Annotated in this window: 20 protein-coding genes and 1 pseudogene; 14 read left to right on the top strand and 7 right to left on the bottom strand. The window is 59.5% G+C overall.

Annotated features, from left to right (window positions below; translation table 11 throughout):
- Nucleotides 1–290, bottom strand: a 290-nt coding sequence (locus tag R3D51_19335; GenBank protein MEZ5901639.1) for a TrbC/VirB2 family protein, incomplete at its 3' end; no start/stop codon positions are given.
- Complete coding sequence (gene trbB / locus R3D51_19330; GenBank protein MEZ5901638.1) at nt 280–1,251, bottom strand: P-type conjugative transfer ATPase TrbB; 972 nt, start codon at nt 1,249–1,251, stop codon at nt 280–282. The genes trbB and R3D51_19335, both read right to left, overlap by 11 nt.
- A 518-nt stretch (nt 1,252–1,769) precedes the next feature.
- On the opposite strand from trbB, the gene repA reads away from it, so the two are divergent.
- The 5 genes from repA to R3D51_19305 all read left to right on the top strand — a co-directional run bounded on the left by repA (nt 1,770) and on the right by R3D51_19305 (nt 6,285).
- The gene (repA, locus tag R3D51_19325; GenBank protein MEZ5901637.1) at nt 1,770–2,957 is read left to right on the top strand and encodes a plasmid partitioning protein RepA; all 1,188 of its coding nucleotides are present in this window, start codon (nt 1,770–1,772) and stop codon (nt 2,955–2,957) included.
- 75 nt (nt 2,958–3,032) lie between these two features.
- A complete protein-coding gene (gene repB / locus R3D51_19320; GenBank protein ID MEZ5901636.1) occupies nt 3,033–4,031 on the top strand; it encodes a plasmid partitioning protein RepB in 999 nt (332 codons plus the stop codon).
- A gap of 196 nt (nt 4,032–4,227) precedes the next feature.
- On the top strand, nt 4,228–5,544 hold the full coding sequence (gene repC / locus R3D51_19315; protein ID MEZ5901635.1) for a plasmid replication protein RepC: 1,317 nt from the start codon (nt 4,228–4,230) through the stop codon (nt 5,542–5,544).
- An 82-nt stretch (nt 5,545–5,626) separates the two neighbouring features.
- Nucleotides 5,627–5,875, top strand: a complete 249-nt coding sequence (locus R3D51_19310; protein ID MEZ5901634.1) for a type II toxin-antitoxin system VapB family antitoxin — start codon at nt 5,627–5,629, stop codon at nt 5,873–5,875.
- Nucleotides 5,872–6,285 carry a type II toxin-antitoxin system VapC family toxin gene (locus R3D51_19305; protein ID MEZ5901633.1) on the top strand — a complete coding sequence of 138 codons (414 nt, stop codon included), beginning with the start codon at nt 5,872–5,874 and terminating at the stop codon, nt 6,283–6,285. Before R3D51_19310 ends, R3D51_19305 begins: the two co-directional genes overlap by 4 nt.
- A 103-nt stretch (nt 6,286–6,388) precedes the next feature.
- Here R3D51_19305 and R3D51_19300 read toward each other — a convergent pair whose 3' ends face one another.
- Nucleotides 6,389–7,312: a recombinase family protein gene (locus tag R3D51_19300; GenBank protein ID MEZ5901632.1), complete on the bottom strand. Its 924-nt coding sequence runs from the start codon at nt 7,310–7,312 to the stop codon at nt 6,389–6,391.
- Between the two features lie 282 nt (nt 7,313–7,594).
- Between R3D51_19300 and R3D51_19295 the strand changes: the two genes are divergently transcribed.
- The 6 genes and pseudogenes from R3D51_19295 (at nt 7,595) to nadE (ending at nt 14,866) form a co-directional block, all read left to right on the top strand.
- Entirely contained in the window at nt 7,595–8,701 is a 1,107-nt protein-coding gene (locus tag R3D51_19295; GenBank protein MEZ5901631.1) for an RHE_PE00001 family protein, read from the top strand.
- Between the two features lie 342 nt (nt 8,702–9,043).
- Nucleotides 9,044–10,105, top strand: a complete 1,062-nt coding sequence (locus R3D51_19290) for a hypothetical protein (protein ID MEZ5901630.1) — start codon at nt 9,044–9,046, stop codon at nt 10,103–10,105.
- Nucleotides 10,106–10,121: 16 nt separating this feature from the next.
- Nucleotides 10,122–12,059: pseudogene (gene asnB / locus R3D51_19285) on the top strand (asparagine synthase (glutamine-hydrolyzing)).
- An 11-nt stretch (nt 12,060–12,070) separates the two neighbouring features.
- Nucleotides 12,071–12,325, top strand: coding sequence for an acyl carrier protein (locus tag R3D51_19280; GenBank protein ID MEZ5901629.1), 255 nt, complete (start codon nt 12,071–12,073; stop codon nt 12,323–12,325).
- Nucleotides 12,326–12,335: 10 nt separating this feature from the next.
- Nucleotides 12,336–13,874 carry a class I adenylate-forming enzyme family protein gene (locus tag R3D51_19275; GenBank protein MEZ5901628.1) on the top strand — a complete coding sequence of 513 codons (1,539 nt, stop codon included), beginning with the start codon at nt 12,336–12,338 and terminating at the stop codon, nt 13,872–13,874.
- Nucleotides 13,871–14,866 carry an NAD(+) synthase gene (gene nadE, locus R3D51_19270; GenBank protein MEZ5901627.1) on the top strand — a complete coding sequence of 332 codons (996 nt, stop codon included), beginning with the start codon at nt 13,871–13,873 and terminating at the stop codon, nt 14,864–14,866. Before R3D51_19275 ends, nadE begins: the two co-directional genes overlap by 4 nt.
- Nucleotides 14,867–15,186: 320 nt before the next feature.
- Here nadE and R3D51_19265 read toward each other — a convergent pair whose 3' ends face one another.
- From R3D51_19265 to istA, 4 genes are read right to left on the bottom strand one after another with little or no spacing between them, the layout of a single operon-like run.
- Complete coding sequence (locus R3D51_19265; GenBank protein MEZ5901626.1) at nt 15,187–15,567, bottom strand: cytochrome c; 381 nt, start codon at nt 15,565–15,567, stop codon at nt 15,187–15,189.
- Between the two features lie 5 nt (nt 15,568–15,572).
- Nucleotides 15,573–18,092 carry a Tn3 family transposase gene (locus R3D51_19260; GenBank protein ID MEZ5901625.1) on the bottom strand — a complete coding sequence of 840 codons (2,520 nt, stop codon included), beginning with the start codon at nt 18,090–18,092 and terminating at the stop codon, nt 15,573–15,575.
- Nucleotides 18,093–18,138: 46 nt separating this feature from the next.
- Nucleotides 18,139–18,921 carry an IS21-like element helper ATPase IstB gene (gene istB / locus R3D51_19255; protein MEZ5901624.1) on the bottom strand — a complete coding sequence of 261 codons (783 nt, stop codon included), beginning with the start codon at nt 18,919–18,921 and terminating at the stop codon, nt 18,139–18,141.
- The gene (istA, locus tag R3D51_19250) at nt 18,911–20,440 is read right to left on the bottom strand and encodes an IS21 family transposase (protein ID MEZ5901623.1); all 1,530 of its coding nucleotides are present in this window, start codon (nt 20,438–20,440) and stop codon (nt 18,911–18,913) included. Before istA ends, istB begins: the two co-directional genes overlap by 11 nt.
- Nucleotides 20,441–20,491: 51 nt before the next feature.
- On the opposite strand from istA, the gene R3D51_19245 reads away from it, so the two are divergent.
- The 3 genes from R3D51_19245 to R3D51_19235 all read left to right on the top strand — a co-directional run.
- On the top strand, nt 20,492–20,749 hold the full coding sequence (locus R3D51_19245) for a hypothetical protein (GenBank protein MEZ5901622.1): 258 nt from the start codon (nt 20,492–20,494) through the stop codon (nt 20,747–20,749).
- A 190-nt stretch (nt 20,750–20,939) separates the two neighbouring features.
- Complete coding sequence (locus R3D51_19240) at nt 20,940–21,545, top strand: DUF6088 family protein (protein MEZ5901621.1); 606 nt, start codon at nt 20,940–20,942, stop codon at nt 21,543–21,545.
- Nucleotides 21,542–22,197 (top strand): nucleotidyl transferase AbiEii/AbiGii toxin family protein (locus R3D51_19235; protein MEZ5901620.1); only part of this gene is annotated, 656 nt, incomplete at its 3' end. The genes R3D51_19240 and R3D51_19235, both read left to right, overlap by 4 nt.

The raw sequence follows: 22,197 nt of genomic DNA, 5'->3' as shown, positions 1-22,197 counted from the left end.
ACGATCTGGGTCGCGCCAAGAAGAATACCGGCAACGAGAACGACATACATCAGCCGCCGGGCAAAATCATTGAGCTCCCCGCCGAAGATCAGCATGCCGCCGGCAACCGCGACCGCGGCAAGCGCAATGAAGCCCGCGACCGGTCCGGTGATTGATTGCTGGATCTGTTGCAGCGGCCCTTCCCAGGGCAGGCCAGCGCCAGAGCTTGCCAATGCGGGGCTGGCCACGACCAAGCCAGTCGCAAGAGCGAGGCCGGTAACAATTGCGGATTTGCGGAACCTATGCGGCATGACTGTCCTCGTCGATCTGGGAGTGATGGTCTGTCTGGTAGCGCCCATGCTCGAAGCCGTTGACGCGCATGACGTCACGCACGCGCCGTCCGGTCGCTGTGCGTTCAATCGAGATAACGAGATCAACGGCCTCGCCGATCACCGCGTGCATGGGCTGCTGGCTTGCTTCGGCGGTCAGTTGCTCAAGACGGCGAAGCGCGGAATGGGCGCTGTTGGCATGGATTGTGGTGATGCCGCCCGGATGGCCGGTGTTCCACGCCTTGAGCAGTGTCAGCGCGGCACCGTCCCTCACCTCGCCGACGATGATCCGGTCAGGCCGCAGGCGCATGGTGCTTTTAAGGAGCTGGCCCATGTCGACTCTCTCCGTCGTATGCAGTGAGACGGCATTTTCGGCCGCGCACTGGATCTCGGCGGTGTCTTCGAGAATGATCAGGCGGTGAGACGGCGCAGCATCGACAATCGCCGCGATGACGGCATTGGCCAGCGTTGTCTTGCCCGATCCAGTCCCGCCGGAGACGACAATGTTGAGGCGGTCGGCAATGGCCTGCCGGATGATCGAGGCCTGCAGTTTGGTTATCACGCCGGACGACACATAGTCGGCTAATGGAATGAGCCGGGATGCCCGGCGTCGGATGGTAAAGCTCGGGGCGCTGACCACCGGCGGCAGAAGACCTTCGAAACGGTGCCCGCCAATCGGAAGTTCGCCGGAGATGATCGGCCGGGTCTCGTCGGCTTCGGTCTGGAGCGCATGGGCGACACTGCCGATAATGATCTCGGCGGCGCCTGGCGTCAGGGCGCCGATGGATGAAATCCCCTCCCCCAGCCGTTCGACAAAAAGTTGCCCGTCCGGATTGAGCATCACTTCGACGACATGTTCGTCATCCAACGCGGCCGAGATCACTTCGCCCAGCGCTTCGTGCAGCTTGCGGACCAGGCGCGCATGCGAAGAAACAGCGCTCATGATGCGGTCCCTGCGTATGCGCAAACCATGTTTCTGATGTCGGTTGGCGCCGATGCCATGCCACCCTGCCCCCGGGTTGTTGAGTTTGGGCGGGTTGTGGCTCAACGGATCGAATTGATCACCCCGGCAGAACTGCCGGGGTCAATCGGGTGCGCTATTGTGGGGCCGAAACGGGGTATCGATTCGGCCATCAAGCCACTGAGTCGCCGGAATCGTTGGGGAAGAGCGCCTAAATCCTTGCAAATGGGGTCGAAGGCGGATTTGATTCACATCTTTGGCCCCGGCAGAACTACCGGGGTGATCTCGCGGCGATGCTCGAGGGTAGAAACTACCTAAGATATTGAAAAGACGTAATAAAGCGGTACTTTTATAGCCCTTTCCATGACGCTCTTGCGAGGCTTGTTAAGGTTTCGTTAACCTTATTTCTCTTGCCAGAAAGGGAGAATCGAACATACTGGCGCTAAATCTTACATTTGGCCGTATTTAGCGCCATTTTCTAATCTTCGAGGTTTCCCAGGATGTCCGCTCTTCCTGCTTTCGAGTTTGACGACAAAATATTGTCGCAAGGCGCCGAAATATCGCGCAAGCTCGATCAATTGCGCGTTGAGAAGTTTCCGACAACCGGTCAGAAGTCACTTCGCCGATTTTCGATGGCCGAAGTAGCACATTATCTGGGAATTAGTCCTAACAATCTGAAACGCCTCCACTTGGAGAACAAAGGGCCCGAACCATTCGTAGGTTCAGGTGGGAGACGTTTTTACACCGCTGAGCAGATGTCTGAGCTTCGGGACTATCTTGATAAGAATGGGCGCACCGATGCCAAGCAATATGTCCCTCATCGACGACCTGGTGAGAAGCTGCAGGTAGTTTCGGTCGTCAATTTCAAGGGCGGCTCTGGCAAGACCACGACTACTGCGCATTTGGCACAGCATCTTGCGCTTACCGGGCACCGTGTGTTGGCCATTGACCTCGACCCGCAAGCGTCCCTTTCCGCACTTCATGGCTTTCAACCCGAGCTTGATCGGAATCCATCGCTGTATGACGCGATACGATACGATGACCCGGTGCCGATCGAGGATGTCGTTCGCGCCACGAACTTTCCGTTGCTGGATATCATCCCGGCGAACCTTGAACTTCAAGAATATGAATACGACACACCTTTAGCGATGCAGTCGCCCTCTCAGGAGGGGAAGCGGTTCTTCACGCGGATAGCACGTACTTTGGGATCAGTGGATGACCGATACGATATCGTTGTGATCGACTGCCCTCCCCAACTTGGCTATCTGACCCTTTCTGCCCTCTCGGCTGCGACGTCCGTACTCATCACCGTGCATCCGCAGATGCTTGATCTGATGTCCATGAGCCAATTTCTTTTGATGCTTGGCAATATTTTAAAATCGATCAAAAAAGCGGGTGCACATGTGCGGCTTGATTGGCTGCGATATCTTATTACTCGGTACGAGCCGACAGATATTCCTCAGGCTCAAATGCTGGGTTTCATGCAGTCGATGCTCGCAGAAGAAATTCTGAAGAACCCGATGCTCAAATCCACCGCAATTTCGGACGCCGGTTTGACGAAACAAACGCTCTACGAAGTAGAGAGATCGAACTTTAATCGCGACACCTACGATCGCGCGATTGATAGCCTCGATGGGGTGAATTTTGAGATCCAGGGATTGATACACCGTGCTTGGGGGAGGTTGTGATGTTGACTGCCGTCAAAACCACCCAAAAACCGATATATTTCAGCGGTATAACCCATTTTCGAGGAATTTAGTCTGATGGCGCGGAAAAACCCATTTGCTGACATCATGGACAACGGTGGAAGGAACGCCGAAACCCCTGTTGCATTGGATTATACAATTAAGGGAGCATCTCGTTCTATCATCAGTTCGATCGATGAGATGGCTGCTCATGCAGATAAGTTGATGGAAGGGGAAACGATTGTCGAAGTTGATCCCAGCTTGGTGGATGAATCATTCGCTCAGGATCGCGTGAATATCGAAAAATCTGACTATGACGCTGACTACAGCCAGGTTCTCGAATCTATTCGGCAGTCTGGGCAAAATACGCCCGCGCTGATGCGCCCCCACCCTATAGTTCCCGGGCGCTACATGCTCGTATTCGGCCGCTTGCGCCACCGCGCTGCTAAGGAGCTCGGTATCAAGCTTCGTGCGGTCGTCAAGAAAATGTCGGATCGCGAGCACGTTATTGCCCAGGGTCAGGAAAACAATGCGCGTGCAAACACTTCCTTTATCGAAAAGGCACTGTTCGCCGCTGACATTGTCCGGAACAACTATGATTCTGACAATTCGACGGCATTGGCCGCGATTGGTGTCGATAAGCCGACCTTGTCAAAGATGCTCTCTGTCGCATCGCTGGATCCAGAGTTGATTAAGGCTATCGGTCGAGCAAAAGGGATTGGTCGTGATCGGTGGTATGAGCTCAAGCTCATGCTCGATAAGCCGGGAAACACCGAAATCGCTTTGAAGGCTGCGAATAGTCGCGAAGCGGCAGACCTCTCGAGCGAGGATCGGTTTGACCGCGTTGTAGGAGAACTCAAGGCGAAAAACCGCACAAAGCCGAAGAAGCAGAAAGTGGCAGAGAAATCTTGGACCTTGGCCAACGACGCCATCAAAGTTTCCACGAAAGAGAGTGGGCGATCTTTCACGCTTGGCTTGAAATCTAACGATGCTGCCAAATTTGGCGCATTCGTTTCAAACCAGTTGGGACGTCTCTATGAGGAATTTCAAGAGGCAAATGGGGAGGGTGATCTGTGACGAAACGGCCGTGAATTCACGGCTATCTGGAAAACCGGCAAAGAAAAAGGCCACCGAAATCGCTTCCGGAAGCCCTTCTCGATAGTTTAGCAGCTAGAGAATCGCACTTCCCGGAATCGCAGTCAAGACTCTTGTGAGTCGTTTAGCGCCATTTTGGCGAGCCGATTTCTATTGCCTAGCGATAGGTGATGAGAAAATGCAGACTCATATGACAACGACGCCCTTTGGGCGGCGGCCGATGACGCTTGGCCAAATGGCCAGCCAAGTCGCCGCAAAATCAATACCGCAAGACGCGAGTGTCGAGAAGTGGAAGGTCTTCCGGTCGATCCGGGAAGCTCGTGATCTCCTGGGTGCTACAGATCGCTCGCTTGCGATCCTTAACGCGCTTTTGTCCTTCCATCCCGACAGCGAGCTCTCCGGCGATGGCGGGCTGATTGTGTGGCCTTCCAATGAACAGCTGATGGCACGTGCCAATGGCATGCCGCCAACGACGTTGCGCCGGCATCTGGCCGTGCTGGTCGATTGCGGGCTGATCATCCGCAGAGACAGCCCGAACGGCAAGCGCTATGCGCGCAAGGGCAGGGGCGGGCAGGTCGAACAGGCTTATGGCTTCGATCTTTCTCCGATCGTCGCACGCGCCGCGGAATTCGAGGAACTCGCAGATGCCGTCCAAGCCGAGAAAAAGGCTTTCAAGGTCGCCAAGGAGCGTTTGACGCTGCTCCGCCGGGATATCGTGAAGATGATCGACGCCGGCATCGAGGAGGGCGTACCGGGCAATTGGGGCCGTATCAGCCAGATCTACCAGGAGATTATCGGCCGTCTTCCGCGGAGCGCACCACGGCAGCTTGTCGAAAGCCTGTGCGAAGAGCTTCAGGATCTCTGGGTGGAAGTGCATGACCGGTTGGAAACATTCGCAAAAACACAGAATCCGGACGCCAATGAGTCCCATTCTGGACGCCACAAACAGAATTCAAATCCAGACTCCAATCTTGAATCTGAATATGGCTCAGGAAGAAAAGAAGAAGCAGGCGCCACGCCTGCGGAAACTGACAACCTGCGGAGCCTGCCAAAACGCGAATTGCCCTTGGGTATCGTGCTGGATGCCTGCCCGGACGTGAAAGATCTGGCACCTGGTGGTGAAATCCGCCACTGGCGGGACTTTCTGGCGGCGGCGGAGGTCGCCCGGCCGATGCTGGGGGTCAGTCCAAGCGCCTGGCAGGAGGCCTGCGAAGCCATGGGCGAGATGCAGGCGGCGATTACCTTGGCTGCGATCCTGCAGCGGGCTGACCAGATCAACAGCGCCGGCGGTTATCTGCGCAGCCTGACCGACAAGGCGAGGGAAGGGCAGTTCTCAACCTGGCCAATGGTGATGGCACTGCTCAGGGCCAAGCTCGATGCGGACAAGGCGGCCGCAAAGGCCGGTGGAGAACCAACCGGTTCTGGTGAAACGGGGAAAGGGCGGTTTGAGGTGTCGGATGCGCTGCTGAATTCGCTCAACAGGCCGAAGAAGTGATCGTATCTGCCATCATGCCATCGATAGCCATCTTGATGGCAAGCAGAGTTTGACGTATATTGTGGCCAGAAAGGAAATCGCCATGGCAGAACCACAACTCTCTGTTCGAAGCGCAAGGGCACGTGATCTGGCACATCGTCTTGCGCGGCGGGAACATCGCTCCATCGCGGAAATCGTTGAGCGTGCTTTGGAGGCCTATGAGGTCCGCGAAGCAGGCAGGGAACCGGCTGCGGAGTTCTACAAGCGCGTGTCCAGCGCCTTCGGTACCGATATTGATCTGGAAGAGGTCATCCGTGCTGATCGTACCGTGCATGAGGGCCCCAAATTTTGATCTTTCTCGATACGAATGTGGTCTCCGAGACACTGAACAAGGTGCCCGACGAGGCCGTCATGGCTTGGTTGATCCGTCATGATGCAGAACTGGCGCTTCCAACGGTCACCATTGCCGAGGTCTCGTACGGCATCGAACAGATAAGGCCCGATGAACGGGCAAAACGACTTGAACAGGGCTTGTCCGATTGGCGCCGGCGTTTCGCGGACCGGATTTTTGGTCTCACGGAAGAGGCAGCAATGGCCTATGGCGACATCATGGGCACCGCCAAACGGGAAGGCCGGAGGATGTCAGCGCCAGACGGCATGATCGCAGCGATCGCGCGGGTCAATGGTGGCCAACTGGCAACGCGAAACGTCAAGGATTTTGCTGAGACCGGCGTTGAAGTGATCTCCCCGTGGGATTTTTGATGGGCCCGTTTCTATGTTCAAAGTGTAAGTTTACCTTGTAATTGCTCCACGTGATGGAAGATTTGCAAGGATAACCGCTTCCAGCAATCGCCTCTGACAGCGGTTAGACGCTTTCTATCAAACCCAATCGCTTCGCCCGATCCAACAGGTTTTTGACCGAAGAGGGCGACCATTTGCTGCCGCCGCGCGGTGTGCGTTCATGCAGGCGTTCGAGCTGGCTCGCGATCTCGCGAAGGGTGAGGCCGGGATTGGAAGACTGGATCCCGGCAACGAGCGTCATCAGGCGGTCTTCCGGCGGCCGTGGCGGCGATTTCTTAAGCAGAGCGTCATCTGCCATGCCTTCGGCCACCATCCATTTGACGGCACGTCTGAGGCGCTCTGGCGACCAGTTAACACCGCGCTGTTTGAGGAAACGGGCGATATCGTCCCAGGTGTGGTCCGGGCGCATGCGGCGGACTGTGGGCAACCATTGTTGGGCGGTCGATTGCAGCCTTGCGCCATAAGCCGCTTTCTGGGCCGCTGTCATCTTGGCGAGCGCCTCGGGACGTCTTTCTCGAATACCGGGATTGCCCGGTAACCGGCCTTTTGCTTTGGCGTTGGCGATGCCGGCCTTGGTGCGCTCCGAGTTCAGTGCTCTTTCGAGCTGGGCCACCGCACCGAGCACCTGCAATGAAAACATGCCCTGTGGTGTACTCGTGTCGATTGGATCGCGCAGTGACCGAAAATGCGCGCCTTTCGCTGTCAGATCCTCGATCACATCGAGTAGATGGCCCACAGACCGTGCCAGACGATCGAGGCGGACGACGACAAGCGTATCGCCGGCACTTATCTCCTGTATCAGCCTGGCAAGCGCGGGACGCGCTCTGGAAGCGCCTGAGCCGTGTTCTTGGACGATTACCTCGCATCCGGCCGCGCCAAGCTCGCGTTCCTGTGCTTCGGTCGCCTGCTCGTCCGTGGAGACGCGCGCATAGCCGATCAGGCGTCCCTGAGGCTGTCGGGAAGGGCGATTGTGCGTGCTTGTGGCCATTTGCAGCATCTGAGCGATCGGGGAGGGGCGGAAATACAAATATGGAAGATACGCCTAACTGATCGTTTGTAAACGTCTCGTGAGCGTCTTTCTGACACCTGAAAGCGCGAAAAACCTCGGAAAAACAGGCTCTCTCGTCGATCTGAGCATCGATTGCAGGTCCTCTGTTCAATCACGAAGGCCACAGCGCGTATTGAATTTTCAGACGCATTACAAATACCGGTGTGACGGAAACAAAAAGCATGATAGCTTCCGTATTAAACTATTAATTACGGTTAATCAATGTCTTATGAAATCGACAATTTGCGCCTAGAGACCATGGTTGGACCCATGGCGGCTGCGGAGGATGCCCTCGCTCGGCTTGATGAGCGCGTGGCACGGTCGGAGGTCGGCGCAGGGTTCGTCGAGCGTGCCGATTTCTTCGAGTCCGTCTCCAGCATGTGGATCGCCGGCGAGCTCGTCCATCTCGAGGACCTCGTTCTCCACGACGCACAGATGGACATTCGCGCGCCGAGCCATGAACTCGTCATTGCGCACCGCATTGTGCGGGCGCGGCGCCGGGTGGCGCGGAACGATCCGGGCTGGGCGGTTTCGCGGTCGGGCATCATGGCGCTGGCTGGCGTCGCGATAGAGGCCGCCATAGTAGCTGAGCCCGTCGACAGGGGAGGGGAAGGGAACGAATTCGACGTGGTTGGTGACGCAGCGATCTCTCCTGAGCTGGCCGAAATCGATCAGGTTCTCGCGCGGACCAAGTGGCTGGTGGATGGCAACGAGCCAGCCCAACCAAGGAAGCGAGAACCAGAGGTCCGGGTTGGCGGGCTGCTTATTCGCGATCCGGACTGGGATGAAGGCGAGCGGATTGGCGAGTGGCTCGCCTTAGTAAAGGAAGTCGATCCGCTGCCAGCCACAATGGCCGCCGCAGTACTTTGGGATGCCTGGGAGCACCTCGAACCCCTGCAACGGCAGCATTGGCTCGGGCAGGTGCTCGTTTCGGATTTCTTGAGATCCCGGGGAAAGGTTCGATCGCATCTGCTCACCTATTCGGTGGGCTTGCGGGAAATTCCACGGGAACGCCGGCGTGCCCGCGATCGGACAACGAGGCTTGTCGCGTTCCTCGATGGGATGAGCGCTGCCGCCTCGGCCGGAATAAAGGATATCGACCGTCTGACGCTTGCGAAACGACAACTCCAGCGTCGCGCTGTCGGCAAGCGCATATCAAGCAGCCTTCCCGTTGCCATCGATCTTCTTTTGTCGCGACCCATCGTCTCGGCACACATGGTCGCCAAGGCCGCGAAGATCACGCCTCGTGGGGCATTGAATCTCGTCAGTGAGCTTGGTGTTCGCGAAATGACGGGGAGGGGACGGTATCGGGCCTGGGGAATTCTGTGACCGGTTTGCGCTCCCAAATCGGTCATTCGTGATCGGTAGCGCTCATCCCAATAGCTGCCATTCGCTGCTAATGGCGAAGGTCCTAGAGGAGCAGAAAACAGTCATCGGAGATATCTTATCAAAGAAAGCGATTTGGGATGGGACATGGCTCGCTCCAGTCTCAAGCGGCATAATGCCGCTACTGCAGCCAGCTAAGCGAAACTTAACTGTGTTGCCCTATGCAGTTGCAGTTGCTGGTTTGTGCGCTGGACGCAGCGTGCCGACCGGCTCTGGCATGACGGGACCACGCATGTGTCACAGGTAAGGCCATTCGAGCACGACGACGCCCCGGCGGTGGCGCAGATGTTCCTGCGTATCCTGCGCCATGAAACCTCTGCCGATGGTGGCGCGGCGCTCGCGGTCTATCTCGACGATCTTTTCTGCGGGCCATACGGATGCGACGGGGAGATCGTTTCGCGCGTTCACGTCACCGAAGACGGCCGGCTGAACGGCTTCATCGGCGTTCTCCCCCAGACCATGGAACTGGACGGCGAGCACCTGCGCGCCGCCATCTGCACCACATGGATGGTCGATGACCACGAGGCCGACCCCTTCGCAGGTGCACGTCTTCTGAAAGCCGTGCTGTCCGGCCCGCAGGACCTGTCCTTCAGCGAAACCTCCAACGATCTTTCGACGGCGATGTGGCGCCGCATGGGCGCCCATGTATTGGCCTCCTACAGCCTGGAATATCTGCGCGTCATCCGCCCGGCCGCTTTCGTCACGCGCATGGCCGCCAGCCGCTTCGGCCTTCTGGGGGCATTTACGCCGCTGGCCCGGTTGGCCGACCGCGCGGCGGGCGCCGGCGCGAACCGCCTGTCGTGGGCGGGCTACCAGCCGCGTCCCGGCAAGGCGGATGCGCTTGCCGAAACCGAACCGGACGAGGGTGAACTTGCCGCCGCCATCCTGGAACTGGTGGTGTATCATCCCCTGCATCCGCGCTGGAGCGACGAACAGCTTGCGCGCATGCTCACCCATGCCCGCGCCAAGGCCAAGCATGGCGCGCGCGTCCAGCGCATCCTGCACACCCGTGGTGGCAAGCTTGCCGGCCTCTTCGTCTATTATGGCGACCGCGGCGGCATCGGCCGGGTGATGCAGGTCATGGCCGCGCCCGGCATGGAAAGGCTGGTGCTGGAACGCCTGCTCGCCAATGCCCATGCGCGCGGCCTTGCCGCCATTCGCGGCCGCACCCAGCCGGCGCTGCTCGACGCCATGCTCGACCGCAAGTTCGCCTTCCTGCATGCCTCGTCCACCGTGTTCCATTCCTCCAGGCCGGAACTGGCGGACGCCGCCATGCAAGGCCGCGCCTTTCTCAATGGCCTGTCGGGCGAGAGTTGGACGCGGCTCATCGGCGACCGCTTCGATTGACGGGCGGGCGAGCGCGATGTGCGGCATAGCAGGCTTTTTCGGTTCAGGTGTTTTACCCGATGCGGCGCCGGCGCTGCTGCAGCGCCTGGCCGGCACGCTCGGCCATCGCGGGCCAGACGAGAAGGGCACGCATGCGGCGCCTGGCATCGGGCTTGCCCATGCACGGCTTTCCGTCGTCGGCCTCGCCGACGGCCAGCAGCCCATGGCCGATGCAAGCGGCGATCTGGTCATCTCGTATAATGGCGAGATCTTCAATTACGTCGAACTGCGCGAGCGTCTGCAGGCGCGCGGGCGGCGCTTTCGACCGGCAGCGACACGGAGGTGATCCTTCATCTCTATGACGAGATGGGCACGGCCTGCCTCGACGAACTCAATGGCGATTTCGCCTTCGCGCTGTGGGATGCGCGGCGGCGGAGCCTGTGGCTGGCGCGCGACCGCATGGGCGTGCGTCCGCTCTATTACACGGATATCGGCGGCACGCTGTTCTTCGCCTCCGAAGTCAAGGCGCTGATGCAGGTGCAGGGCTTGCGGCCGAACTCGATCCCGTCGCGCTCGATCAGGTCTTCACGCTATGGGCGCCGATCGCCCCGCGCACGGCGTTCAAGGGCGTCAGCGAACTGCCGCCCGGACACATGATGATCGCGCAGGAGCACGAGCGGATGGTGCGCCCGTGGTGGCGGTTGGAATTTCCCCGCGATGGCGAGTTCGAGACCCCGGCGGACCCGGTGGGTGAACTGGGCGCATTGCTGGAAGACGCCACACACATCTGTCTGCGCGCCGACGTCCCGGTCGGCGCCTATCTGTCCGGCGGGCTCGACTCCTCGCTCATCACCGCCCTTGCCGCGCGATTGGCGCCGGGACGGCTCGAAACCTTCTCGGTCGGCTTCCGCTCCGCCGAACACGACGAAAGCCGCTGGCAAGCGGAGGTGGCGGAAAGGCTCGGCGTGGCGAACCACCGGGTATCCTATGGGGAAGAGGAGATCGTCGCCGATTTCCCCGACATCGTCGCGCATGCCGAATGCCCCGTCCTGCGCACCGCCCCCGCGCCGCTCTACAGGCTGGCCGGGCTCGTTCGCGACAACGGCATGAAGGTGGCGCTGACCGGCGAGGGTGCCGACGAGGTTTTCGCCGGTTACGATATTTTCCGCGAAGCCGCCATGCGGCGCTTTTGCGCCCGCCAGCCGGGTTCGGCGCGTCGGCCCCTGTTGTTCCAGCGACTCTATCCCTATCTGCCGCAACTACAGCGCCAGAGCGCCGACTATCTCGCCCATTTCTTCTCCGCCGGCACGGATGAGCTCACCGATCCGCTGTTCTCGCACCGTCCGCGCTTCCGTTCGACCGCGGCGGCGAAGCTGTTCTATTCCCGGCATTGAAAGATGCGCTCGGCACCTATGACGCGGCGGCTGATCTCACCGCGCAACTGCCCGAAGAATTCGGCCGCTGGCACCCGCTCAACCAGGCGCAATATCTCGAAACCCGCTTCCTGCTGCCGGGTTACATCCTGTCGAGCCAGGGCGACCGGGTGATGATGGCGCATGGCGTGGAAGGCCGGTTTCCGTTTCTCGATCATCGCGTCGTCACCTTCGCCGCCGGACTTCATCCGAACCTGAAACTGCGCGGCCTGAAAGAGAAATTCATCCTCAAGGAAGCGGCGCGCGGCCTGGTGCCGGATGCGGTCGTGGACCGCCCCAAGCAGCCCTATCGCGCGCCTGACAGCCAGGCGTTCTCCGTTCCCGCCGCCCGGCCCGTGGTGGATGCGGCGTTCTCGGGCGATGCGCTCGCCGGGGCCGGCCTGTTCAATGCGGGGATGGTGGAGAAGCTGAAATGCAAGGCGCTTAACGGAAGGGCAACCAGCTTCAAGGATAATACGGCCTTCATGGGCGTTCTCTCGACGCAGCTGTGGCACCGGACCTTTGCCGCAAGCCAGCAGCCGCGCCGGACGGAAACAGGGTGAGGACCAGGCGCATGTCTGATGCTGTGCAAAAGAAGATCCGCGACTTTATCGTCGAGAACTTCCTGTTCGGCGACGATAGCCAGCCTCTGCCCGGCGATCTGTCGCTGATGGAAAACGATCTGGTCGATTCCACCGGCATCCTCGAACTGGTCGGCTTTCTCGAAGAAAGCTTCGGGCTGAAGGTCGCCGATGCGGACATCGTGCCGGCCAACCTTGATTCCATCGACCGGATTGCCGCCTTCATTGAACGCAAGAAGGCGGCCTGAAAGCGCGGCGATGCGTATTGAAAGCCACCTCCGCGAAAGCTGCCGGCACCATGCCGGCAAGACCGCCATCGTCGACGGCGCGCGGCGGGTAAGCTACGCGGAACTTTGCCACGCCTCCGATGGCCTTGCCGCATGGTTCGCCGAAAATGGTGTCGGCAGGGGCGATCGCGTCGTTGTGTTCGCCGGCAATGGCTGGCAGACCGCCGTCGCATTCTATGCCGTGTGGAAGGCGGGCGCCGTGGCCTGCCCGGTCAATCCGTCTACCAGGGCGAAGCGCCTCGCCTTCATCATCGCGGATTGTTCGCCCGCGGCCATCGTCGCCGACGCCAGGGGCGCGGCCACGGTCGCGGATGCGCTTGCCATCAACCCGCAAGCGCGCCCGGCGGTGGTCCTGACCCGCCCGCATCCGGCGCTGCCGGCAGCCGCCGATTTCGCGCAATGCCTGGAGACCGGGCCGTTTTCCGCCGACCCGGCGCTTTGCGACGAGGATCTCGCCACCATCATCTACACGTCGGGGTCCACGGGCGATCCCAAGGGCGTGATGATGGGGCACGACAATATCGATGCGGCGACCGCCTCCATCGTCTCCTATCTCGGCAATGGCGAAGCCGATGTCATCCTCAGCGTGCTGCCGCTGTCGTTTGGGTACGGGCTAACGCAACTGATCACCGCCGTGCGCGTCGGCGCCACGCTGGTGCTGGAGAAATCCTTCGCCTATCCGGCCGCCGTGCTGGAGCGCCTGCGCGAAGAGCGCGTCACCGGTTTTCCGATGGTGCCTTCCATGGTTGCCCTGCTGCTGCGCATGGAAGAGCTGGACCCGGCCCTGTTTGCGGGCCTGCGCTACATCACCAGCGCAGCCGCTCCCCTGCCAGTCGCTCATATCCGCAGGCTGCGCGCGCTGCTTCCTGGCGTGCAGCTATATTCCATGTACGGCCAGACCGAATGCGTGCGGGCGACGTGGCTGCCGCCGGGCGACATCGACCTGCGCCCGGCCTCCGCCGGTATCGCCATTCCGGGAACCGCCATCCAAGTCGTCGACGAGACCGGTCATGAGGTTGCGTCCGGTACTGTCGGGGAACTGGTCGTTTCGGGGCCGCACATCATGCGTGGCTACTGGAACGATGCCGATGCGACGGCGCAAGCCCTGCGTCCCGATCCGCTGACGGGAGCCCGGCGCCTCCATACCGGCGACCTGTTCTTTGCCGACGGCAACGGCTACGTCACTTTCGTCTCGCGCCGGGACGACATCATCAAGACGGGCGGTTTCAAGGTCGCGCCGCGCGAGGTGGAATCCGTCCTCTACGATCTGGAGGGCGTGGTCGAGGCGCTGGTCGTCGGCATGCCGGACCCGGTGCTGGGCGAGACGCTCAAGGCGATGATCGTCACGTCGGCCGATACGCTGACCGCCGAAGACGTCCTGCGTCATTGCGCCCGCATGCTGAACGATTTCATGGTGCCGCGGCAGGTCGAGTTCTGTGAGGCGCTGCCAAAGACCGGTAGCGGCAAGCTCAGCCGCCGCCTTGCATCGGGTGGAGGCACCACGCCATGAGCGAAACGAGCACACAGGCTCCGGCCTTCACTCTTGCGGCTCTTTCCGTCGACGCCGGGGCCGAGACCAACCGCATCGCCGCGCGCATGCGCGACATCCTGCGCGGCGATCTGCGCAAGCGCGGCTTCGTCATCGGCATTTCCGGTGGCATCGATTCCGCCGTCTGCGCCGCCCTGGCGGTGCGTGCCGTCGGTTCCGGACGCGTTTTCGGCCTGCTGATGCCCGAACACGATTCCGATCCCGAAAGCCGCCGGCTCGGCGAGGCCGTGGCTGAAACCTTCGGCATCGAACACGCGGTCGAGGATATCGGCCCGGCGCTGGATGCGATGGGCTGCTATCGCCGCCGAGACGACGCCATCCGCCAGGTCGTGCCGGACTATGGCGCGGGCTGGTCGAGCAAGATCGTCTTCGACAACGCGCTGACGGCGGGCGGCTACAACATCTCGTCGCTGGTGGTGCGCGCGCCCGATGGCGCCATGCGCAAGCTGCGCCTGCCGGCGGACGCCTATCTCGGCATTGTCGCCGCCACCAACATGAAGCAGCGCACGCGCAAGCAGCTTGAATATTACCACGCCGACCGGCTGAACTTCGCCGTCATCGGCACGCCCAACCGGCTGGAATACGATCAGGGCTTCTTCGTCAAGAACGGCGACGGCGCCGCCGACATCAAGCCGATCGCCCATCTCTACAAGTCGCAGGTCTATGAACTTGCCGCCCATCTCGGCGTGCCCGAAAAGATACGCAAGCGCCCGCCGACCACCGACACCTATTCGCTGCCGCAGACGCAGGAAGAGTTCTATTTCGCGCTGCCCTACGCCAAGATGGACGCCTGCCTCTACGCTCTCGACAACGGCGTTCCCGCCGCCGAGGCCGGCGCCGCCATCGGTCTCAGCGAAGCGCAGGTCGAGGCCGAGTGGAGCGACATTGCGGCGAAGCGTAAGGTCGCCCGCTATCTCCACATGCCGCCGGTGCTTGCAGGCCAAGCCGATTGACCAAGGCTTATTGCGTTCTCGTTGCAGCGTCTAGCGGCTGTCGAGTGAACGACGGCAATTGCGTGTAGACAGGAAAGAACTCATTTGACGGGGTGAGAAGTCCAACTGGGCCGCCAGTCCGGTATGCGCCCTCATTTCCGTCATCCAGCGACAGTCAGTAGCCACCCGAAAGCAGCCATTTGCCATGGCCTGGCGCCGTCATCTTACTGAGCAGAACGTGCAATTTGCCATCAGCGACTTTGGAAGTTTGATGGACTGGAATCCTGATCAAAGAATCGTCCGCCGGAGGAAATAGCGTTCGTAGCAATTCCTGTCGGCTCTCACTCCATCTTCTGGCGGAACTTCTCATGGCAGGCCGAGCATGTCTTGCCGATCATCATGAACACACCGTCGGCGGGCATGGCGGCGAGCATGGCCGGGTCCAGGTGATCGCCATGCTCCATGGCATGCCCGCCCATGTCCTTCATCAGCCCGTTGTCGGCAGCTTCGGCCAAGCCGCCGGCCAGGATTCCCATCCGCTCAGCATAGGCGCGGAACGCATCCCATTCGCTCCAGATCTCCTCCTTCGCTTCGGACGGCATCCCGCCTGATCCTTGAGGAAACTTGGATGTCAGCGCTTCACCGGAATGAGCACGGATCGTTCCTGCATGGGGACGGAACAAGAGTTGTTCCCAGCGACACGCTAAGGTCGGACGGAGCATGAACGTCATGCGGCGCGGCGCAGCCGAGCCGGAAGTCTGAGCGACCGGAAGCCTTCAGGCATCTGGTGTTCTGCATCCCAGGTGTAGATGCCGGTCAGATTGATGTGTTCCCAGCTGAGCGGCGATACATGCTTGAGGAGATGATCTGGAATGTCGTGACGCGCCTTACGTAAGTGGGTGACGGCCCGTTCGATATAGACCGTGTTCCAGTGCACGATCGCGCTGACTACGAGATTGAGGCCGGAGGCGCGGAACGCCTGGCTTTCGAACGATCGGTCGCGGATTTCGCCGCGCTCGTGGAAGAAAACGGCGCGCTTCAGCTTATGCGCAGCTTCGCCCTTGTTGAGGCCGGCTTGGCACCTTCGCCGTAGCGCCGGGCTCGAGTACCATTCGATCATGAACAGCGATCGCTCGATGCGACCAAGTTCCCGTAGCGCCCTTGCGAGCTGGCTTTCCTTCGGAGACGCGGACAGCTTCTTCAGGATCGTGGACGGCACTACGGATCGCGTCGTGATTGACGCCGCCAGATGGAGCAGATCATCCCAATGGTCGAGAATCAGAGCTGCATTGATCGGTGCGCCGATGTGGTTCGACAGCGCCGGGTATGCGGCACCTTTCTCGAACGTATGGAACTTCCGATCTTTGAGATTGCGCAGTCGCGGTGCGAACCGCTTGCCGATCAGCGCGAACAGCCCGAAGACGTGATCACTTGCGCCGCCAGTATCGGTAAAGTGCTCCTGGATATCGAGGACCGTGTCCTGATCGAATAGTCCATCGAGCACATAGGCCGCCTCGCTCTCGGTCGGACTGATCGGCAGAATGCTGAAGTACCCGTACTGATCCGACAGATGGCTGTAGAATTTCGATCCGGGTTCGCTGCCGTAATGCAAATTGATGTCGCCGCGCTTTGCGGCGCGGTCGCTCGCGCGGAAGAATTGGCCATCGGATGATGCAGTTGTTCCGTTGCCCCAAAGGCGAGAATGCGGATGGCGGGTGTGTACGTCTGTCACGCAGGCCTGCGCCGCGCGGTAGGTTTCCGACCGCGCATGGAACGTGCGCATCCATCCGATCTGGTGAGCGCTGATTCCTTTGGATGCACTCGCCATCCGCCTCGGACCGAGGTTGGTCGCATCGGCTAGTACGCCAGCCAGCATGGCCGAGACATTCCTTGGGACGTCGCCGGTGCGAACATGTGTGAAGCAATCCGCAAAGCCAGTCCATTCATGCACTTCCCTTAACAGGTCGGGCACCTCGACCATTGGATACATATCGCTGATCTCGGCATTCAGTTCCTCGGCTGCAGCGGGAACCTCGCCGGCGGTCGGCGTGACGGTCAAGGTACCAGCTTCAAGGCGAACTCCTTCGAGCTTTCCGGACCGTGCTCTGTGCGCCAGCCGCTTCAGGTTGAAGTCGAGCATCTGACGCACTTCGGCAAGCCACTGCGCGCCGTCACCATGGACGCCCAATCCGAGGCGATCCTCTTCCTTCATTCTGGTGAATGTCGACCGCGGCATGAGATGCTCGTCGATCGGCCTGAAGGATCGGCTGCCCTCGACCCATATGTCTGCGGATCGCAGCCGGTTTCGCAACACCGCGAGCGTCGCGATCTCGTAGAGGCGACGATCGGGCTTTTCCCCGAAAATGAGTTTTCGATCGGTTTGACTGAGGTGGGTGACGGGTACGCGATCCGGAAGCGTCCGCCGCTTCTCGGCATAGAGCCGTTTCAGCATAGAAATTGCCGCAAGAAGAGGATCGTGTCGCCGCGCCGATTGGAACGTGAACGCCTGCAAGAATGCGCCCACATATTTGCTTACGGTTGCATATTGCTCGCCCGCCAAGGTCAACGGCGACGCCTCGTTGTCCTCGACCATCGACTCGAGTTCAGGTTTCATCCGGAGGATCCGATGCCAACCAACTTTCTGATCAAGGACCTCCAACGCGTTCCGGCCATAGTCATTCGCGGACTGCAGAGCCGTGATCGTGTCAAGAAACATGCGCAGCGCTTTGGCGGTTTCCGGCCTGCAGTCCATGTGCCGCTGCTTCTTGCGGTTATTGGCTTTCGAGAACAGCCTACCCATCAGCTTGATGAACATCGACACTGCATCGTCGGTGAGCTTTTGGCCGAGCTTGATGACTTGTGCCACAATCAAAGCGTGCCGGCGACTCGCGGTGAAGTCATTGGCCAGCCATGCTGGCGTGGCGTTGCCTTCACGGATCATCTGGTCCCACCGTCCCGATGACATGCGCACCCGCAATTTCGGATCGATCCCCAGCGTGCGCAGGAACGCAATCCGTTCAGTCAGTCCTACCAGGTTGGATGCCCCCGGCGCTTCTGGCGCCGAGCGCAGCCAATGAAAGCGCGTCTGGCCGATCGATGGGTCAACCTCTAACAGCCCGTCCAGTGATGCAAGCCGATCAGACGGGATACCCTCGATAAGTTCCTTCTCCGCCCGTCGGCGAGCTATCGCGCGACCGCCGAGGCCGATCTTGTTGATTTCCACTGAGAAGTGACCCGGGATTTTCACCGAGAGTTGACCCGCCTTTGATGTATGGAACGGCGGTTAGCCGTGGTCAAGGATTTGGCTTTTTCTCCTTCTTTTGAGGCTGCTGTGCGGTCGAGTTTTTGAAGCGGAAGCTGTCGTTCCCGGTCTCCAGGATATGGCAGTGATGCGTGAGACGGTCGAGCAGCGCCGTCGTCATCTTTGCGTCACCGAATACGCTCGCCCATTCCGAGAAGCTCAAGTTGGTGGTGATGATGACGCTGGTGCGCTCGTATAGTTTGCTCAGAAGATGGAACAGCAATGCGCCACCCGAGGCGCTGAACGGCAGATATCCAAGCTCATCAAGGATGACGAGGTCGGAATGGACCAGGCGGTTGGCGATCTGGCCGGACCGCCCCTGGTTCTTCTCCTGCTCCAGCGCATTGACGAGTTCAACCGTCGAGAAGAAACGAACTCGCTTGCGATGATGCTCGATGGCCTGCACGCCGAGGGCCGTGGCAATGTGCGTTTTGCCTGTACCGGGGCCGCCGACCAGAACGACGTTGTTGGCTTCGTCGATAAAGTCGCAGCGATGAAGCTGCCTCACGAGCGCCTCGTTGACCTCGCTGCTGGCAAAATCAAAGCCGTTCAAATCCCGGTAAGCCGGAAAGCGCGCAGCCTTTAGCTGATAAGCCGTCGATCGCACTTCCCGTTCAGCTGTTTCTGCCTTGAGGAGTTGCGACAGGATCGGAATGGAAGCCTCGAAGGCAGGCGATCCCTGTTCGGTCAATTCCCCGACGGCTTGCGCCATGCCGTGCATCTTGAGGCCACGAAGCATGATCACGATGGCTCCACTGGCTGGATTATGACGCATTGCGCACCTCCGCATTCTTCCTCAGCGCATCGTAGCGCTCGACATTGGCCTTCGGCTCATTTGTAAGCGCCAAGGCCTGCGGTGCATTGATTGTTGGCGGGGTGATAGGCTTGCCATCGACGAGCCTGTGCAACAGGTTCAGCACATGCGTCTTGGTTGGAACGCCTGATGTCAGCGCCATCTCCACGGCGGAAAGCACAGCCTGTTCGTCATGTTGCAGGACCAGAGCCAGGATATCGACCATTTCTCTATCGCCGCCGGGCTTTTTGAGGAGGTATTGCTGTAGCGACTTGAAGGCATCCGGAAGTTCGATGAACGGGGCACCATTGCGAAGCGCACCGGGCTTGCGTTGCACGACCGCCAGATAGTGTCGCCAGTCATAAATCGTATGTCCGGGACCATCGTGAGAACGGTCAATCACGCGGCGATGTTCACAGATGACCTGGCCTTCCGCGACAACGACGATCCTGTCCGGATAGACCCGCATGCTGACAGGACGATTGGCGAAGGATGCCGGCACGCTATAGCGGTTGCGCTCGAAGTGAATGAGGCAGGTCGGAGAGACACGCTTGGTGTATTCGACAAAACCGTCGAACAGGCGTTGCTGAGACATGAGGAATGGCACTTCCTCCGTCCAGATATCGGCGATGGTCCCGCGCAGGCTGCCATGACGGGTTTGTGTCCACAGTTCCTTGCAACGGCTCTCCAGCCAGTCGTTCAGGGCTTCTAGCGATGGAAAGCGCGGTATTGGTTGAAAGAGCTGGTGACGGGCATCTCGGACGTTCTTCTCCACCTGTCCTTTCTCCCAGCCCGACGCAGGATTGCAGAACTCGGGCTCGAATAGATAATGGCTGGCCATCGCCATGAAGCGGATATTGATATCGCGTTGCTTGCCGCGTCCAACCTTGTCGATGGCTGTCTTCATGTTGTCGAAGATCCCGCGTCGGGGAACGCCGCCAAAGACGCGGAACGCGTGATTGTGAGCGTCGAACAGCATCTCGTGTGTCTGCAAAAGATAGGCTCGCACGACAAACGCACGGCTGTAGCTCAGCTTCGTATGTGACACCTGAAGCTTCGTGCGCTCATTGCCAATGATCGCCCAGTCTTCGGACCAGTCGAACTGGAAGGCCTCGCCAGGCTCAAATGCCAACGGCACGAATGTCCCGCGTCCGGTTGTTTGCTCTTCTCTTCGCCTGTCTGCTTTCCATTCGCGGATGAAGGCTGCAACGCGACCATAGGAGCCCTCATAACCATGGGCAACCAAATCGGCATGAATCTGCTTGGCGGTGCGTTTGTCCTTGCGGGACTTCTTCGCTTCCACCCTCAGCCAACTTGAAAGCTTGTCGGCATATGCGTCGAGCTTGCTTGGCCGCTCCGGGACCTTGAACTTCGGTTCAACTGCAGCGGATCGCAGGTATTTGCGAACCGTATTCCGGGATAACCCGGTGCGTGCTGAAATCGCACGGATCGATAAATGATCTCGAAAATGCCAGCGTCGGATAACGCTCAATAACGCCATGTCTATCACTCCGTTGTCCCTCGCCAAAATCACGCGAGGGGCGGTTAAAACATGGGTCAAATCTCAATGGAAAAATTCCAGTATCCCGGGTCACTTCTCAGTGGAAATCAACACTCGGTCTTGCAACGTATCGCTGAGCGTCCGCCAGACATTGATACGATTTCTGACTTCGTCGAAAATCTACAATCAGCAAAGTATGATGAAATGGTGCCGGTCACGCTTTTGCGAAGGCTGTGGGCAAAAGGCAGGTATAGAGTTGCCGAGCGTATGACGCATGTCGTGCAACAGATTGTGTGCATGCGGCAATAGCAGTCCATCTTTTCGCCTCAGCGTCGTGCATGACGCTGGAATGCAATTCGGCCTGCTCAGCCGAAGGTCTCTACATTTCGACAATTTTCTTTGAATGACGCTTGCCGGGACGGGATCGTTCAACATCTCTGCGAAATTTGCATTGCATGTTGTCAGAAAACAATCTATGTTTCTGACAGCGGAGAATGTCATGAACACCACAATTCAGGCCATCAAGGCGTATGCGAAGGTTTTGCCGGAGGGGGCCACCCTGTCCGCAAGGGAGTTGCTGCATCTGGGCGAACGCGCTGCTGTGGACCAAGCGCTCTCGAGGCTTGTAAAGCGCGGTGAACTCATGCGGGTCAGGCGCGGCCTGTTCGCAATGCCGGTCAAGACACGATTTGGCGAACGCGCGCCCTCTGTCGACGCCGTGGTGGAAAACATTGCCAGGACAACCGGGGAACGTGTCTCAATCAGCGGCGCATCGGCGGCCAACATCCTTGGCTTGTCAACGCAAAACCCTGCGCGCCAGATCTTCTGGACATCCGGTCCCAGCCGGCATCTGAAGCTTGGTGCGCAAGAGGTTGAGCTCAAACATGTGCCGAACTGGCAGCTTCGTGCGCCTGACACCAAAGCCGGACATGCCTTTCGTGCGCTGGCCTATTTTGGGAAGTTTGGAGCACGTGAGGCCTTGTCTCGGATCCGATCTCAATTGACCGAGGAAGAGCAGCGCGAACTGTTCGGTTTGCGCGCCAGCGCGCCAACCTGGATGGCAAGGGAACTCAGCAATCTTGCCGCGCCAACTGGCTCACTATGATGCCGCCAGACTACTTTGAACTCCCGACCGGAGACAAGATTGATGCTTTGGAATCGGCCGCCTCTCTGTTGGGGCGGCCCGCTGACCTTCTGGAGAAGGATATTTGGGTCGTTTGGGCGCTTAATACGCTTTTTGCACATCCCGTTGGTGAACATCTTGTTTTCAAGGGCGGAACGTCGCTCTCCAAGGCCTACAAAGCCATCAGCCGGTTTTCGGAAGACGTCGACCTGACCTATGATATCAGGCAGATCATTCCGGACCTGATCGAAAACCTGGACGATCCTTACCCGTCCAGCCGGTCTCAGGCCAAGAAATGGACTAATACGGTTCGCGAACGTCTCGCCGAATGGGTGAGGACAGCCCCTCACACAATCCTTGCGGACGCGATCAGGGCACAAGGCCTCGCTGCGGCCCTTGTCGAGAAAGAGGATCAATTGTACCTCGAATATGAAGCGGTTCGCAGTGGAACAGGTTATGTGCGCCCTGCAGTCCTTTTGGAATTCGGGGCCAGATCCACGGGTGAACCGGCAGATCGACATTCGATCCGCTGCGATATTTCAGACGTACTTCCAGACTTGGTCACGCCTACTGCATTTCCCCGTGTCATGCGGGCGGAGAGAACCTTCTGGGAAAAAGCCACGGCAATGCATGC

It is taken from the genome of Hyphomicrobiaceae bacterium (assembly GCA_041397645.1).
Taxonomy (GTDB): Bacteria; Pseudomonadota; Alphaproteobacteria; order Rhizobiales; family Hyphomicrobiaceae; genus Hyphomicrobium_B.
Note: the sequence above shows the minus strand (reverse complement) of the source record. Positions and strands in the feature narration are given on the sequence as shown.